General features: G+C 65.5%; 12 protein-coding genes. 7 read left to right on the plus strand and 5 right to left on the minus strand.

What is annotated here, in order from left to right:
* The first annotated feature begins 54 nt into the window (after positions 1–54).
* Positions 55–669: a protein-L-isoaspartate O-methyltransferase family protein gene (locus GUY37_RS06070; protein WP_166823429.1), complete on the plus strand. Its 615-nt coding sequence runs from the start codon at positions 55–57 to the stop codon at positions 667–669.
* Here GUY37_RS06070 and GUY37_RS06075 read toward each other — a convergent pair.
* From GUY37_RS06075 to GUY37_RS06085, 3 genes are all read right to left on the minus strand, one after another.
* On the minus strand, positions 659–1,156 hold the full coding sequence (locus GUY37_RS06075) for a hypothetical protein (RefSeq protein ID WP_166823432.1): 498 nt from the start codon (positions 1,154–1,156) through the stop codon (positions 659–661). The genes GUY37_RS06070 and GUY37_RS06075 overlap by 11 nt on opposite strands.
* A gap of 101 nt (positions 1,157–1,257) precedes the next feature.
* Positions 1,258–3,078 (minus strand): ABC transporter ATP-binding protein, encoded by a 1,821-nt coding sequence (locus GUY37_RS06080; protein WP_208094778.1) that lies wholly within the window; start codon positions 3,076–3,078, stop codon positions 1,258–1,260.
* Positions 3,075–4,901, minus strand: a complete 1,827-nt coding sequence (locus GUY37_RS06085; protein ID WP_228278393.1) for an ABC transporter ATP-binding protein — start codon at positions 4,899–4,901, stop codon at positions 3,075–3,077. The genes GUY37_RS06080 and GUY37_RS06085 overlap by 4 nt, the downstream gene beginning before the upstream one ends.
* A gap of 323 nt (positions 4,902–5,224) precedes the next feature.
* On the opposite strand from GUY37_RS06085, the gene GUY37_RS06090 reads away from it, so the two are divergent.
* From GUY37_RS06090 to serA, 5 genes are all read left to right on the plus strand, one after another.
* Positions 5,225–7,159, plus strand: coding sequence for an acetolactate synthase large subunit (locus tag GUY37_RS06090; RefSeq protein WP_166823435.1), 1,935 nt, complete (start codon positions 5,225–5,227; stop codon positions 7,157–7,159).
* Complete coding sequence (gene ilvN / locus GUY37_RS06095; RefSeq protein ID WP_152348157.1) at positions 7,156–7,671, plus strand: acetolactate synthase small subunit; 516 nt, start codon at positions 7,156–7,158, stop codon at positions 7,669–7,671. Before GUY37_RS06090 ends, ilvN begins: the two co-directional genes overlap by 4 nt.
* A gap of 106 nt (positions 7,672–7,777) precedes the next feature.
* Positions 7,778–8,809: a ketol-acid reductoisomerase gene (gene ilvC / locus GUY37_RS06100; RefSeq protein WP_152348158.1), complete on the plus strand. Its 1,032-nt coding sequence runs from the start codon at positions 7,778–7,780 to the stop codon at positions 8,807–8,809.
* Between the two features lie 150 nt (positions 8,810–8,959).
* On the plus strand, positions 8,960–10,252 hold the full coding sequence (locus GUY37_RS06105; protein ID WP_166823437.1) for a GNAT family N-acetyltransferase: 1,293 nt from the start codon (positions 8,960–8,962) through the stop codon (positions 10,250–10,252).
* Positions 10,253–10,361: 109 nt separating this feature from the next.
* Entirely contained in the window at positions 10,362–11,954 is a 1,593-nt protein-coding gene (gene serA / locus GUY37_RS06110; RefSeq protein WP_166823440.1) for a phosphoglycerate dehydrogenase, read from the plus strand.
* Between the two features lie 21 nt (positions 11,955–11,975).
* On the opposite strand, the gene GUY37_RS06115 is transcribed toward serA, so the two are convergent.
* Positions 11,976–12,728 (minus strand): phosphatase PAP2 family protein, encoded by a 753-nt coding sequence (locus GUY37_RS06115; RefSeq protein ID WP_166823443.1) that lies wholly within the window; start codon positions 12,726–12,728, stop codon positions 11,976–11,978.
* Complete coding sequence (locus tag GUY37_RS06120) at positions 12,725–13,576, minus strand: HpcH/HpaI aldolase/citrate lyase family protein (protein ID WP_166823446.1); 852 nt, start codon at positions 13,574–13,576, stop codon at positions 12,725–12,727. The genes GUY37_RS06115 and GUY37_RS06120 overlap by 4 nt, the downstream gene beginning before the upstream one ends.
* Before the next feature lie 300 nt (positions 13,577–13,876).
* Between GUY37_RS06120 and GUY37_RS06125 the strand changes: the two genes are divergently transcribed.
* Positions 13,877–14,914 (plus strand): 3-isopropylmalate dehydrogenase, encoded by a 1,038-nt coding sequence (locus GUY37_RS06125; RefSeq protein WP_166823449.1) that lies wholly within the window; start codon positions 13,877–13,879, stop codon positions 14,912–14,914.
* Positions 14,915–15,051: the final 137 nt, after the last annotated feature.

Genomic DNA, 15,051 nt, shown 5'->3' on the forward strand with positions numbered 1-15,051 from the left:
AGCGCGGATCGGCACAATGGTAGGTACCGAAGACTGTCGTGAATCGGAGGAGTAATGACATCGGATACGACGCAGGATCGAATCGCCGAGGCATTCGCCCGGGTTCCGCGCGAACCTTTCCTGCCGACCGCGGAACGGCAGAACGCCTCCGCCAATGCGCCCCTGTCGATCGGGCACGGGCAGACGAATTCGCAGCCGAGCACCGTCGCGGACATGCTCCGGCTCCTCGATCCGCAGCCGGGCGACACCGTCCTCGACCTCGGATCAGGGTCCGGGTGGACCTCGATGCTGCTCGCCGTCCTCGTCGGACCGACGGGAAGAGTGCTCGGGGTCGAACGTCACCCCGAGCTCGTCGAATCCTCGCAGGCGGCAGTCGAAGCCGTCACCGCTGAGATCACCGACGGGACGCCGATCGCCGAGGCGGCCATCCACGAAGCCATTCCGGGATCCCTCGGTCTCCCTTCCGAGGGACCGTTCGACCGAATCCTCGTCTCCGCCGGGGCAGAGTCACTGCCCGACGAGCTCGTCGATCAGCTGGCTGTCGGCGGCACGATGGTCATTCCCGTGGCGGGGGAGATGCTCCGAGTCGTCCGTGAAGGCCGCGAAGCCGACGAGCTGACGATCACTCGGCACGGCTTGTACAGATTCGTTCCACTGATCAGCGAGTGACCTCGTCGCTGTTTCGCTTTCGCCGTCGGACGATCCAGGTGGTGGTGAGAATGACACTGGCGAACGCGAGCGGCATCAGGAAATACAGGTCATCTGTCCGGTACTGCGGATTCTTCCACGACCACGGCAGCAGGGGGTGACCGAGCTTCGCCTCAGCCGCGACTGCTCCGCAGACGGCGGGAATGAGCACCAGCGCGAGCAACAGCCCGGACCATGACGTCTTCTCAACCGCGTCGAGAGAGGGGATGTCCAATTCGACTCCGCGCTTACGCGCATAGCGCCGAGTCGCAGCACGAGGCAGATCAAAAGTGGTTATGACGACCACCAGGATGCCCGCCCACCACAGTCCGGAGGCGAAGAACAGCAGACCGATGATTGCCGCGGTCCACCTCGTCACCTGACCGCCACGAGCTATGGCATCGCCGATGATCCGTCGTTCCTCAACCGATGGCCCTGCCTCGGCCTGGTTCTCCGTCTCTGCGTTCATGGGCGTCCTCCTCATCGACTCGAATCGTCTCGTACGCAACAACCTACTTTGTTCGAACTGGTGAGTCGATCCTCGACTGAGTGGAGTCGGGAGGGAAGACCTCACACGAGCGAATCGCGCCAGGCCTGATGCAGCTGCGCGAATTTGCCCGTGCCGGCGATGAGATCGTCGGGCGTTCCGTCCTCGATGATCCGACCGGATTCCATGACGAGTACCCGGTCGGCGATCTCGACGGTGGACAGGCGGTGGGCGATGATGATCGCAGTCCTGCCCTCGAGCACCGTGGCCAGGGCGTTCTGCACCAGCCGCTCGGACGGGATGTCGAGATGCGCGGTCGCCTCGTCGAGGACGACGACATCCGGATCGGCGAGGAACACGCGTGCAAAGGACACGAGCTGACGCTGTCCCGAACTCAACCGGCCGCCGCGCTTCTTCACATCCGTGGCATAGCCCTCGGGCAGCCTGCGGATGAACGCGTCCAAGCCGACGGCGGTCGCGGCGGCAACGACGTCGTCATCGCCGGCATTCGGGTTGCCGATGCGGATGTTGTCGGCGATGGTGCCGGCGAACAGGAACGACTCCTGAGTGACCATGACGACCGACGAACGCAGCTGCGCATCATCGAGGTCGCGCAGATCCACCTCGTCGAGGTTGATCCGGCCAGCGCTCGGATCATAGAAGCGGGTGACGAGCTTGACCAGGGTCGACTTGCCGGCGCCGGTCGCACCGACGAGCGCGACGATCTGCCCGGCTGGGATGTGCAGATCGAATCGGGGGAGGACATTGGGACCGTCGGCGTAGGCGAAGCGGACGCTGTCGAGGTCGAGGGCGCGACCGCTGGCAGCAGCGTCACCGCTCGCGTGCGCAGGCAGCGCACGCGGCTGGGCCGGCTCGACCACCTCGGGGTCGGTGTCGAGGACCGCCGCGATCTTCTCCAACGCCGCCGAGGCGGACTGGTAGAGATTGAAAGCCTGCACGAGTTCGTCGAGCGGGCCGTAGAAGCGGCGCAGGTAGAGGATGAACGCGGCGAGCACTCCGATCTGCGTCCACCCCTCGATGACGAGCCACGCACCGATGACGATGATCACCGTCTGCGTGATATTGCCGATCAGTCGCGTCCACCCGGCGAACCATGCGACCCCGCGCAGGGCATCGGTGTTCGCATCCCGATACCGGGAGTCCTGATCGCTCAGGGTCCCGCGCCGCTCGGGCTGACGCCGGTACGCCTGCACGGCTCGGATGCCGCCCATCGTCTCGACGAAGTGGACGATGACCTTTGCGATCGACGTCCGCGTACGCCGGTAGGCGCTGCGCTGAGTCGAATGCGCGGCCTTCGTGATGAAGAACAGCGGCACGAAGCCCGCGAAGACGACGACCGCCAGCGGCACATCGAGGACGACGAGGGTGACGGCGATGAAGAGCATCTGCAGCACCGCCAGGGCCGTCTCGAACAGCGAATACGACAGGAACTGCTGCACCGACTCCATGTCCGAGGTCTGCCGGGACACCAGCCGTCCCGAGGTCGACTTCTCGTGATAGCCCAGGTCCAGACGCTGCACATGAGTGAAGACCCGCTCGCGCAGGGTGAAGAGGATCCTCTGCGCGGTGATTCCGACGAGCCTTGTCGAGGTGAAAGCCAGAATCGCCGAGGCGACCGCTGAGACCACGAAGAGTGTGACCGCCCGAATCAGCGGGTCGACATCGCCGTCGATCGCCGCGGGAACGCCCTTGTCGAGGGCATCGGCGATGAACACCGGCCCGATGACGAGCAGAGCGGCAGTGAGCACGACGATGACGGCGAGGAAGATCGCCATCGGCAGGTGTGGCCTGACCAGCGACATCAGCAGGGAGCGCGCCTTCTTCGCAATGTCCGGAGGCAGCGCCTCGATCTCGTCGTCACTGTCGAGACGGGGCATGCTCATGGCCGACCTCCTTCCTGTGGCTGCTTCTGTGCGCGAGCCTCCGCGCCCGCAGGCGCACTCGATTGCACGCGCGGGTCCGTATGCGCCTCGACCTTCGCGCTCGCCCCCATGAGTTCGCGGTAGAGCGTCGAGGACTCGAGCAGCTGCTCGTGCGGGCCCAGGGCCGCGATCCGGCCCTCATCGAGCACGGCCACCACATCGGCCAGCGCCGCCGTGGAGGGGCGGTGGGCGATGATGAGCGTCGTCGAGTCCGGCAGAATCTCCCGCAGGGCCCGCTGCACCCGATCCTCGGTGTCGACGTCGACGGCCGAGAGCGGGTCGTCGAGGACCAGGATGCGCGGACGCCCGATGACTGCGCGGGCCAAGGCGAGGCGCTGACGCTGACCACCGGACAGAGACAGACCCTGCTCGCCGACCTGCGTGTCCAAGCCATCAGGCAGGCGGGAGACGAAATCCTTCGCCGCAGCGATCTCGAGGGCCTTCCAGATCTCTTCCTCGCTCGCGCCCGGGGCGCCCATCTCGATGTTCTCGGCGACCGAGGTCGAGAACAGGATCGGATCCTCGAAGGACACGGATACGAGGTGACGCAGCTCGTTGACCGGCATGTCCCGGATGTCGACGCCGTCGATGCTCACCGTGCCGGCGGAGACGTCCTGAAGCCTGGGCACGAGCGAAGCCAGCGTGGTCTTCCCCGAGCCGGTCGCCCCGACGAGAGCGAGAGTCTGACCGGGTTCGATGGTGAGATCGAGACCCTGCAGAGTCAGTCGCTCGGTATCGGCGAAATGGAAATCGACATCGTCGAAGCGCAGCTTCCCGCGGAAGTGCCCGACCTCGGGAGCATCGTCGACACCACCGTCGATGTCGGTGATGTCGTGGCGGATATCGATGACCTCCCAGTACCGGCCGGCGGCGGTCAGCGCCATGAGTGCATCGGCGAGCAGGAAGCCGAGCATCTCGATGGGCATGCGCAGCACCATCGAGATCGTCACTGCCGCCACGACCGTGCCGATCGTCGTCCAACCCTCGATGACACCCCAGGTGCCGACGGCGACGATCGCGGCCTGAGCCAGAGTCGGCAGCAGCAGGAGCACACTCCACAGCCAGGAGTCGAGCTTCGCTTTGCGGATCTCCAAGGACTTCAGCCGAGTCGAGATCTCGGAGAAGCGCTCGGCGGCCCAGGGGGAGCGGCCGAAGGACCTGAGGATGCGGATGCCCTGGATGGACTCCTCGACATCCGTGGTCACCTCGCCCATGGTGTCCTGCGACCGCCGGGAGGTCTCCCGGTAGTGCTTCTCGAAGATCGCGACCGCGATGATCGCCGGCACCGCCATAAGGATCATGATCAGACCGAACACGGGCTGCATGAGCACGAGCATGACCGTGCCGACGGCGAGCACGATCGGCGTGGAGACGAGGAACGGCAGTCCGAAGGCGAAGAAGCGACGCAGCTGGGACAGATCATTGACCGCGCGCGAGAGCAGCTGGCCGGACTCCCAGGAATCATGGATCGCCACCGAGGTGTACTGCAGACGATCGAACAGACGCGAACGCCACGTCACCTCCCAATGAGAGACGACGGGAGCGACGACCATGCGCCGGGCCCACATTCCGACCGCCTCGGCGATGCCGATGAACAGCACCCCGAGGACCGGCAGCCACAGGGCCGACAGGTCGCGGTGGGCGATGGGCCCGTCGACGATGTAGCCGGTGATCACCGGGACGACGAGCTGGATTCCGTTGGCCAGGAGAGTGAGGACGAGCACGAGGATGTACACGCCGATGCGGGAACGGAGATCAGGCCAGAAACGGAGGAGGGGGCGCACGAGAATCCAGCCTAGTCGCAGACTGTGATCTATTCCACGAATCCGGCAAACGGACTTCCTGTTTCTCTGTGCGCTGAATCGACGGAGTCTCGCCTGTCAAGCCACTTTCGTCTCGTTTATTGAGACGAAGGATTGCAAGGTTTGACACCCCAGAGTGCTGCGGGGAACCATTGAGGCATGACTCACCTTCTCGTCGTCGTTATTACTCAGCGCGCGGATCTTCCGTAGCCTGTCGAGACGACACGTTCCGCGCGCCCCTACCGAATCCGGAGGGGCTTTTTTAATGCGGAGATGAGAAGGAAACCTAGGAAGGATAGGAATCGATGGCAGCCAAGCCCTCGACCGCGAAGGACACGGGCACTCAGTCCGCGCCCACACCGGTCACAGCCACACCGTCCAGCATTCGCCGCACTACCGGCCCCGAGGTCCTCACCGGTGCTCAGGCGATCGTCCGCAGCCTCGAGAAGCTCGAGGTCGACACGGTATTCGGGCTTCCCGGCGGCACCATCCTTCCCACCTACGATCCGCTGTTCGAGACCGACAAGATCCGCCACATCCTCGTCCGCCACGAGCAGGGCGCCGGCCACGCGGCCGAAGGCTATGCGGCCGCATCGGGCAAGCTCGGCGTGTGCATCGCCACCTCGGGCCCGGGCGCGACGAACCTCATCACGGCCCTGGCCGACGCGAACATGGACTCCGTGCCGATGCTCGCGATCACCGGTCAGCAGGCCTCGTCCCTGCTCGGAACCGACGCGTTCCAGGAAGCCGATATCGTCGGCATGACGATGCCGGTGACCAAGCACAGCTTCCTCGTCACCCGCGCCGAGGATATCCCCGGAGTCCTCGTCAACGCCCACCACATCGCGACCACCGGCCGCCCGGGACCCGTGCTCGTCGACATCACCAAGGATGCGCAGACCGGCACTGCTCCGTTCGCCTGGCCGGAGGAGCCGGCGCTGCCCGGCTACCGTCCGGTCCTCAAGCCGCACGCCAAGCAGATCCGCGAGGCCGCGCGCCTGATGTCGCAGGCCCTGCGCCCGGTGTTCTACATCGGCGGCGGAGTCATCCGCTCGGAGGCCGAGAAGGAGCTGCTGCGCCTAGCCGAGGCCACGAACATTCCGGTGGTCACCACGCTCATGGCTCGCGGAGCGTTCCCCGACTCGCACCAGCTGCATCTGGGCATGCCCGGAATGCACGGCAGTGTGCCGGCCGTCACCGCCTTCCAGAAGGCCGATCTGCTCATCGCCATCGGTGCCCGCTTCGACGACCGCGTGACCGGCAAACTCGATTCCTTCGCCCCGAATGCGCAGGTCATCCACGCCGATATCGACCCGGCCGAGATCGGGAAGAACCGCGATGTGGATGTCGCCATCGTCGGCGACGCCCGTGAGGTGCTCGCCGAGATGCTCGCGGAGATGCGCAGCAAGTTCCCCAAGGCTCTCGAGCGTCAGCGTGAACCGTGGTGGCGTTTCCTCAATCGTCTCAAGCAGACCTATCCGCTCGGCTATGAGACGCACGGCGAACTCTGCGATCCGCAGTACGTCATCTCCCGGATCTCCGCTCTCACCGGCCCCGAGGCGGTCTATGCCGCAGGCGTGGGACAGCACCAGATGTGGGCGGCTCAGTTCATCGAGTTCGAGCGCCCCAAGTCCTGGCTGAACTCCGGGGGTCTGGGCACCATGGGCTACTCGGTGCCCGCGGCCATGGGTGCGAAGGTCGGCCAGCCCGACCGCGTGGTGTGGGCGATCGACGGTGACGGCTGTTTCCAGATGACGAATCAGGAACTGGCCACCTGCGCGCTCAACAACATCCCGATCAAGGTCGCGATCATCAACAACTCGTCGCTGGGCATGGTCCGCCAGTGGCAGACCCTGTTCTACGACGGCCGCTACTCGAACACCGACCTCAACACCGGTCACGAGACGATCCGCATCCCCGATTTCGTCAGACTGGCCGAGGCCTACGGCTGCGAGGCGCTGCGTGTGGACCGCAACGAGGATGTCGACGCCGCGATCGAGAAGGCGCTGTCGATCAATGACCGACCGGTCGTCCTCGACTTCACGGTCCCGCCGGATGCGATGGTGTGGCCGATGGTCGCGGCAGGTGTGTCGAACGATGAGATCGAATACGCCCGCGGCATCCGTCCCGAGTTCGACGGTGAGGGCGAAGAGGAAGCCGAGGCCGCCATCGCCGAGGCTGGAGCGAACGAAGACGGCACGGTGCGTTCCGTGGCTCAGATCGAAGGAGGCCTGGAATGAACAACAGCCGGCACACACTCTCTGTCCTGGTCGAGAACAAGCCCGGCGTGCTCACTCGGTTCACCGGACTCATCGCCCGCCGCGGCTTCAACATCCACAGCCTCGCGGTCGGTGTGACCGAGCACGACGAGCTCTCGCGGATCACCGTCGTCGTCGACGTCAACGATGTTCCGCTGGAGCAGGTGACGAAGCAGCTGAACAAGCTCGTCAACGTCATCAAGATCGTCGAGCTCGAACCCGAGACCTCGGTGCGTCGAGCGCACATCATCTACAAGGTCAAGGCCAATGCGGCGACACGTCCGCAGGTCGCCTCGGCGGTGGAGATGTTCCGGGCGAAGATCGTCGACGTCGGCCCCGAATCCGTGAGCATCGAGGCCACCGGTGAGCTCGGCAAAGTCGAAGCGCTGCGCGAGGTCCTCGAGCCCTTCGGGATCAAGGAGATCGTGCAGTCGGGAACTGTGGCCATCGGCCGTGGGGCGAAGTCGATCACCGATCGCGCACTCCGCAGCTGATTTCGCGTTCCAACTTGTGGAACCCCGCACATCTCAATAAGTGAACAGCAGTACCGAACTGTGAAACAATGGGGACATCACCCCGTAATCCGAAGGAGCTAGAACTATGGCAGCAGAACGCTATTACGACGACAACGCAGACCTGTCGATCATCCAGGGCAAGAAGGTCGCCGTCATCGGCTACGGCAGCCAGGGCCACGCCCACTCGCTGAGCCTGCGCGACTCGGGCGCAGAGGTCCGCATCGGTCTCAAGGAAGGCTCGGCCAGCCGCGACAAGGCCGCAGCCGAAGGCCTTGAGGTCGGCACCCCCGCCGAGGTGGCCGCATGGGCCGATGTCATCACCATCGCCGCACCCGACCAGGTTCAGGCCGAGATCTTCAACAGTGAGATCAAGGATCAGCTGGCTCCCGGCAAGACCCTCGTGTTCATCCACGGCTTCAATATCCGCTACGACTACATCCAGGCTCCCGAGGGCGTCGACGTCATCATGGTCGCACCGAAGGGACCGGGCCACGTGGTCCGTCGTGAGTTCGTCGACGGACGCGGTGTGCCCGTCCTCGTCGCCGTCGAGGTCGACGCCTCCGGCAAGGCCTGGGACACCGTGCTGTCCTACGCCAAGGGCATCGGCGGCCTGCGCGCCGGCGGCATCAAGACCACCTTCACCGAGGAGACCGAGACCGACCTGTTCGGTGAGCAGACCGTGCTCTGCGGCGGTGTCTCGCACCTCGTCCAGTACGGCTTCGAGACCCTGACCGAGGCCGGCTACCAGCCCGAGATCGCCTACTTCGAGGTCCTCCACGAGCTCAAGCTCATCGTCGACCTCATGGTCGAGGGCGGAATCGCCAAGCAGCGTTGGTCCTGCTCCGACACCGCTGAGTACGGCGACTACGTCTCCGGCCCGCGGGTCATCACCCCCGAGGTGAAGGAGAACATGAAGGGCGTCCTCGACGACATCCAGAACGGCAAGTTCGCCGAGCGCTTCATGAACGACCAGAAGAACGGCGCACCGGAGTTCAAGGAGCTGCGCGCCAAGGAAGAGCAGCACCCGATCGAGGCCACCGGCCGCGAGCTGCGCAAGATGTTCGCCTGGCTCAAGGACTCCGACGACGACTACACCGAGGGCACTGCCGCTCGCTGAGTCTGATCAATCGGTTCTGATCGAAGGAGCCCCGGACGCCGCAAGGTGTCCGGGGCTCCTTCGACTCATGCCGGTGATCCCAGCGCCCGAACTTCGATCGATCGGGAGATTATCCCCGACGCGGGCGGGGAACTGGATTACTGTGGATGTGTGACGAATTACAGATTCGAAGACTTCAAGCCGACCATCGACGACGCCACCGGCGAACCGGACGAGCGCACGAGGGCGTATTTCGCCTCGACGAGCGTCGGCTTCCACGACCCCCGTTCCACGGACACGGCCTTGGTCGATCGGGTGAAGCGGGCGATCGCCGACGGCCGACACCTCACGGCCGTCTACGCTGACAGGGAGTACGACCACGGCCTCGACTCCTCGACCCCCGTGGCGACCTTCGCGTGGTTCGAGAAGCTCGTCAACGTCGGCGGCGGACGGCTGGTTCCCGGGCACCTCATCACCTGGATCACGGTGCGCCCGACTCATCGCCGGCGCGGCCTGCTGCGGTCGCTCATGACCACCGACCTCGCCGAGGCGAAGGCGGGCGGCTACCCGTTCGCCGCACTGACTGCGACCGAGGGCGGCATCTATTCGCGTTTCGGATTCGGTGTGGCCACATGGTCGCACTCGGTCGAGGTCGACACCTCGCCCGGGTTCAAGATGGTCCGCGAACCCGATCGGCGCGTCGAGATGTGCCTGCCCAGTGAGCTGCGCGAACTGGCACCGAAGATCTACGACCGGTTCATGCGCACCTCGCCCGGAGCGATGGAGCGCCAGCAGACCTATATCGAACGCGCCACGGGTGCTCTCAACGTCGAGACCGGCGAAGAGGACCGCAGCGTCCGCGCGGCCCTGCACTTCGACGAACAGGGCGAGCCCGACGGCTATGTCTCCTACAAGTTCGCCGGCTGGTCGAAGACCCCGCCGACCGTCGACATCATCGACTTCGTGGCCGTCACCGATGCGGCGTATGCCTCCCTGTGGTCCTTCCTCGCCGCCATCGACCTGTCCACGCGGGTGACCTTCGGCGAGTCCGCCGAATACTCTCCGCTGCCGTGGCTGCTCACCGATTCGCGACGCGTGAAGACCGTCGCGAGCGAGGACAACATCTGGATCCGCATCCTCGACGTCAAGTCCGCGCTCGAGGCCCGGCCCTGGTATGTGCCCGGAACGCTGACGATCGACATCGACGATTCCCTCGACCTCGCCGGGGGACGCTTTACGATCACCTCGGACGGCACCGACGCCGAGGTGACCCCTGCCTCCGATTCGACGCCGGCAGACCTGGGGCTCGGCATCGCCGAACTCGGGTCCCTGTACTTCGGCGGCGCCGATCCCGTCATCCTCGCCCGGGCAGGGCGCATCGACGAGAAGACGCCGGGGTCCGCGGTGCTCGCCAGTGCGATGTTCAGCCTGGGGCGTGCGCCGTATTCGCCGAACGGGTTCTGAGCACGCCGCACGCTCTGTTGAGCGATTCTTCCCAGAATCTGAGACCTTGTGAGGGAATCCTGAAAGTCTCATAAGGTGGACGCGTCCCGGACGCAACAGGAGGAAATCAGTGCCCAAGCCCGTCGTGCTCATCGCCGAAGAACTGTCACCGGCCACGATCGAAGCTCTCGGAGGAGACTTCGATATCCGTCACACCGAGGGCGCCGACCGATCCCAGCTCCTGCCCGCCATCGCCGACGCCGATGCGGTCCTCGTCCGGTCGGCCACACAGGTCGACGCCGAGGCCATCAACGCTGCGAAGAACCTCAAGGTCATCGCCCGCGCCGGAGTCGGACTCGACAATGTCGATGTCCCCGCAGCCACCTCGGCGGGTGTCATGGTCGTCAACGCTCCCACGTCGAACGTCATCTCCGCAGCCGAGCTGACGATGGCCCATATCCTCGGTTCGGCTCGCTACTTCGGCGCCGGCAACACCTCGCTGAAGGCGGGGGAGTGGAACCGGAAGAAGTACACCGGCGTCGAACTCTACGAGAAGACTCTGGGCATCGTCGGCCTCGGACGCATCGGCGGTCTCGTCGCCGAACGCGCGAAGGCCTTCGGGATGCGGCTCGTCGGCTACGACCCCTACATCACCCAGGCCCGTGCGGCGCAGATGGGCGTCGAGGTCGTCGACCTGGCCGGTCTGCTCGCGGTGTCCGACTTCGTCACCGTGCACATGCCCAAGACGCCGGAGACGATCGGCATGATCAGCACCGCAGAGCTCAAGGCCGCCAAGCCCGGCGCCCGGTTCATCAACGTCGCCCGCGGCGGCATCATCGACGAGGCGGCGCTGGCCGAGGCCGTGGCCGACGGCGAGGTCGGCGGCGCCGGAATCGATGTCTGGAACGTCGAACCGCCGGAGCACTCGGCTCTCATGGACCTCGACGCCGTCAACGTCACCCCGCACCTGGGCGCCTCGACTCATGAGGCTCAGGAGAAGGCCGGTGTCGCCGTGGCGAAGTCCGTGCGCAAGGCCCTGGCCGGGGAACTCGTCCCCGATGCGGTCAATGTCGCAGGCGGCGCCATCCACGAGGATGTGCGTCCGGGCATCCCACTGGCCGAGCGTCTGGGTCGGGTCGTCAACGCTCTGGCCGATTCCTCGGTCACGCACTTCAAGGTCGAGGTCAACGGCGAGATCGCCGACAAGGACGTCTCCGTCCTCAAGCTCTCGGCGCTCAAGGGCCTATTCAAGGACGTCGTGTCCGACCAGGTCTCCTATGTCAACGCTCCGCTGCTGGCGGAAGAGCGCGGAATCGGCGTCGAGCTCGTCACCGATCCGTACTGCGAATCGTTCCGCAACATCACCCGCCTGACCGCGACGACGAGCACCGGGCAGCGGATCTCCGTATCCGGCACCGTGACCGGTCCGAAGCTCGTGCAGAAGCTCACCGAAGTCGACGGCTATTCGCTCGAGATCGAGCTGACCGACAACCTCCTGATCTTCCGCTACGAGGATCGCCCGGGAATCATCGGTCAGCTGGGTCTGGCACTCGGCGCCAACGACGTCAACATCGCAGGCATGCAGGTCTCGCCGGCGTCGACGAGCAACGAGGCGCTGTCCGTGCTCGCCGTCGATTCGGTCGTCTCCGACGAGGTCGTCAAGGCCGTTGCCGGCGCCGTGAATGCCTCGGCCTTCACCGGCGTCTCGCTGCAGGAGGACTGAGACCTCACCGGCAGGGCCCGTTCAACCCGCAAGCCACAGAGCGAAGCGGGCTGAGCGGGTCCGTGTTGCTGTCAGGGTCCAGAATTCGTCGGCGAGAACGGCGACGGCGATGCCGATGAAGGCCCCGGCGATCGTGTCGGTGAGCCAGTGGACCTGGAGGGCGGTCCGCGACCACATCATCGCGAGGATCCAGATGCCGGCGAGGATGAACGACCAATGGAATCCCATCCTCGGTGCGGGTGTTCGGTCGGCTTTCGGCCCTGCGGCACTGTCAGCGACGGGGTAGGCGGAATCACGGACTGCCTGAGCTTCTGATCTGCGCAGCTGATGGCGGCGGCAGGCGATGATCGCCAGACTCATGGCCAATGCGGCCGCTCCCATCGAATGTCCCGAGGGGTAGGAGAAGCCCAAGGATTCGTAGAGCTGATCGCCGGGGCGCAGGCGGGTGACGACGGCCTTGAGGATCTCCGAGGCGGCGATGCCGGCCAGCATCGTCGTGACGAGGAAGATCGCCGAGCGCCAGCGCCTGCCCAGCACGAAGATGCCGGCGAGCAGTGCGGTGCAGATGACCACCCCGGTGCCCCCGCCGACCTCGGCGAGGACGACGGCGATCCGGTAGGGGACCGAGCCCTGAACGAGGCCGACGAGGTCCAGCCAGGACTCATCGAGTCCGGTGGGCCCGGCGTGATCGAGACGCAGCCACAGGCCGAAGGCGATGACGAGCAGAACGGTCGGCGGCGTCGACCACAGCAGCCAGGACGGCTGTCGGCTCAAGCGTTCCAGAGGCCGTAGGTGTCGGCCAGGGACGCGATCTTCTTCGCACGGGCCAGACGCGGCAGGTAGGAGCCGTCGGTGATCTCGGAACCGCCTTCGGCGGCTTCGAGCATCTGGCGGGCCCAGTCGCGTTCGTCCTCGCTCGGGCTCATGGCCTCGTTGAGGGTGTTGACCTGGTCGATGGTGAGGACGAGCTTTCCGGTCATGCCCATCATGTGCGTCACTTCGGCGTCGGACCGGACCTTGTCATCGTCGGCATCGGCGGCCGACGGACCGTCGATGGGGCCCGGCAGGCCGCCCATGCGAGAGGCGATGGTCAGGCGCGAACGGGCATAGGCCAGGGCCATCGGGTCGCCGGAGAAGCCGGTGTCCTTGCGGAAGTCGTTGGTGCCGAAGGCCAGGCGGAAGGTGCCGGGCGCCTCGGCGATGCGGGTGGCGTTCTCCACTCCGCGGGCCGATTCGAGGAGGGCGAGCACGGGCAGTCCGGCCTTCGCGCGCATTGCGGTGTAGGACACCTGCTCGGGGCGTTCGGTCTCCGGGAGCATGACTCCGCGCAGACCGGGCAGCATGGCGACGGCGGCGAGGTCGTCGTCCCAGAACTCGGACTCCATCTTGTTGATGCGCACCCAGGCCGACATTCCGTTCTCAAGCGCACGCACGACATTGTCGCGGGCCTCGATCTTCTGGTCTTCGGCAACCGAAGCTTCGAGGTCGAAGATGACGGAGTCCGCTTCCGAGGTCTGCGCGGGAGTGAAGATCTCCTCCTTCGCAGCATTGACGAGCAGCCAGGACCGGGAGAGTTTGGCGGGCAGAGCTGCGGCACGGGCGTTGCGGATGGTCTCGGTCAATGATCGACTTTCTCTCGGGGCTGATTCTGCGTGGCCCCCACGGGGTTTGGGGGTGCTATCTCCATCTTCGTCCCTGCGCGGCCGGATGTGTAGCCGAGAACAGGGATTGAGACGTGAAATTGTTCATGACGGCACACGGCTCGCGGGGTCGGAAGCGGGGACGGCGGGCTTCGCCCAAGGCAGCCGTGCCGCATTCGCGCGGTGGGGATCGCTGAATCTTCGCGCCGGTACGGTGCCCCCGAGTGTCCGCATCGTAGGACACAGTAGTTGTATCGTGAGATGCGGTCCTATTCTGTGAACATGAAGTTCTCAATCGCAGTCATGCCCGGAGATGGAATCGGCAACGAGGTCGTCCCCGAAGGTCTCAAAGTCCTCCAGCGCGCCATCGAGGTGTCAGGCGAGCCGGTCGAGCTCGAGCTCACCGACTATCACGTCGGCGCCCAGCGCTTCCATGAGACGGGTGAGACGCTCACGGACGAAGAGCTCGAATCGCTGCGCGGCCATGATGCCATCTTCTTCGGCGCCTGCGGAGACCCGTCCGTGCCCTCCGGCGTGCTCGAGCGCGGAGTCATCCTCAAGATGCGCTTCGGGCTGGGGCATGCGGTGAACCTGCGTCCCTCGAAGCTGTTCGCCGGAGTCACCAGCCCGCTGGCCGATCCCGGCACGATCGACTTCGTCGTCGTCCGCGAGGGCACCGAAGGCTCGTACACCGGATCCGGCGGATCCGTGCGCACGGACACCCCGCAGGAAGTCGCGACTGAGGTCTCGGTCAACACGTGGTACGGCGTCGAGCGCGCCGTCCGCGATGCCTTCGCCCGCGCTCAGGCTCGGAACAAGAAGCTGACCTATGTGCACAAGCACAATGTCATGGTCCATGCCGGTCACCTGTGGCGTCGCGTGGTCGAGAAGGTCGGTCGGGAATACCCCGAGGTGGCCGTCGACTACGAGCACACCGATGCGTGCACGATCTACATGGTCACGAATCCCGAGCGCTACGACGTCATCGTCACCGACAATCTCTTCGGTGACATCCTCACGGACCTCGCAGCCGCGGTGACCGGCGGAATCGGTCTGGCCGCCTCGGGGAACCTCAACGTCGAAGGAACGGCGCCGAGCCTGTTCGAGCCGATCCACGGATCCGCTCCGGATATCGCGGGCCAGCAGATCGCCGACCCGACGGCATCGATCCTCTCGGGGGCGCTCATGGCCTCTCATCTAGGGCTCGAGGTCGTGGCGAAGTCGATCGAGGCGGCCGTCGAGGCCGACCTCGCCGAGCGCGATGGAACGAAGCGATCCACCACCGAGGTGGGCGACGCGATCGCGGCACGCCTCGGCTGATTCGATCGACCGCCTCGGCGAGGGGCGGGTGGGTGACGATGGGGTCACCTCTGCGAGGATTAACCCATTCGACTGACACCCGTTTTCAGGGCTGACGCCATCACCCCGGTGCGACGAGCGCCGGGGTGATGGACTAC

Origin of the sequence: Brevibacterium limosum (assembly GCF_011617705.1) — a bacterium.
Taxonomy (GTDB): Bacteria; Actinomycetota; Actinomycetes; order Actinomycetales; family Brevibacteriaceae; genus Brevibacterium; species Brevibacterium limosum.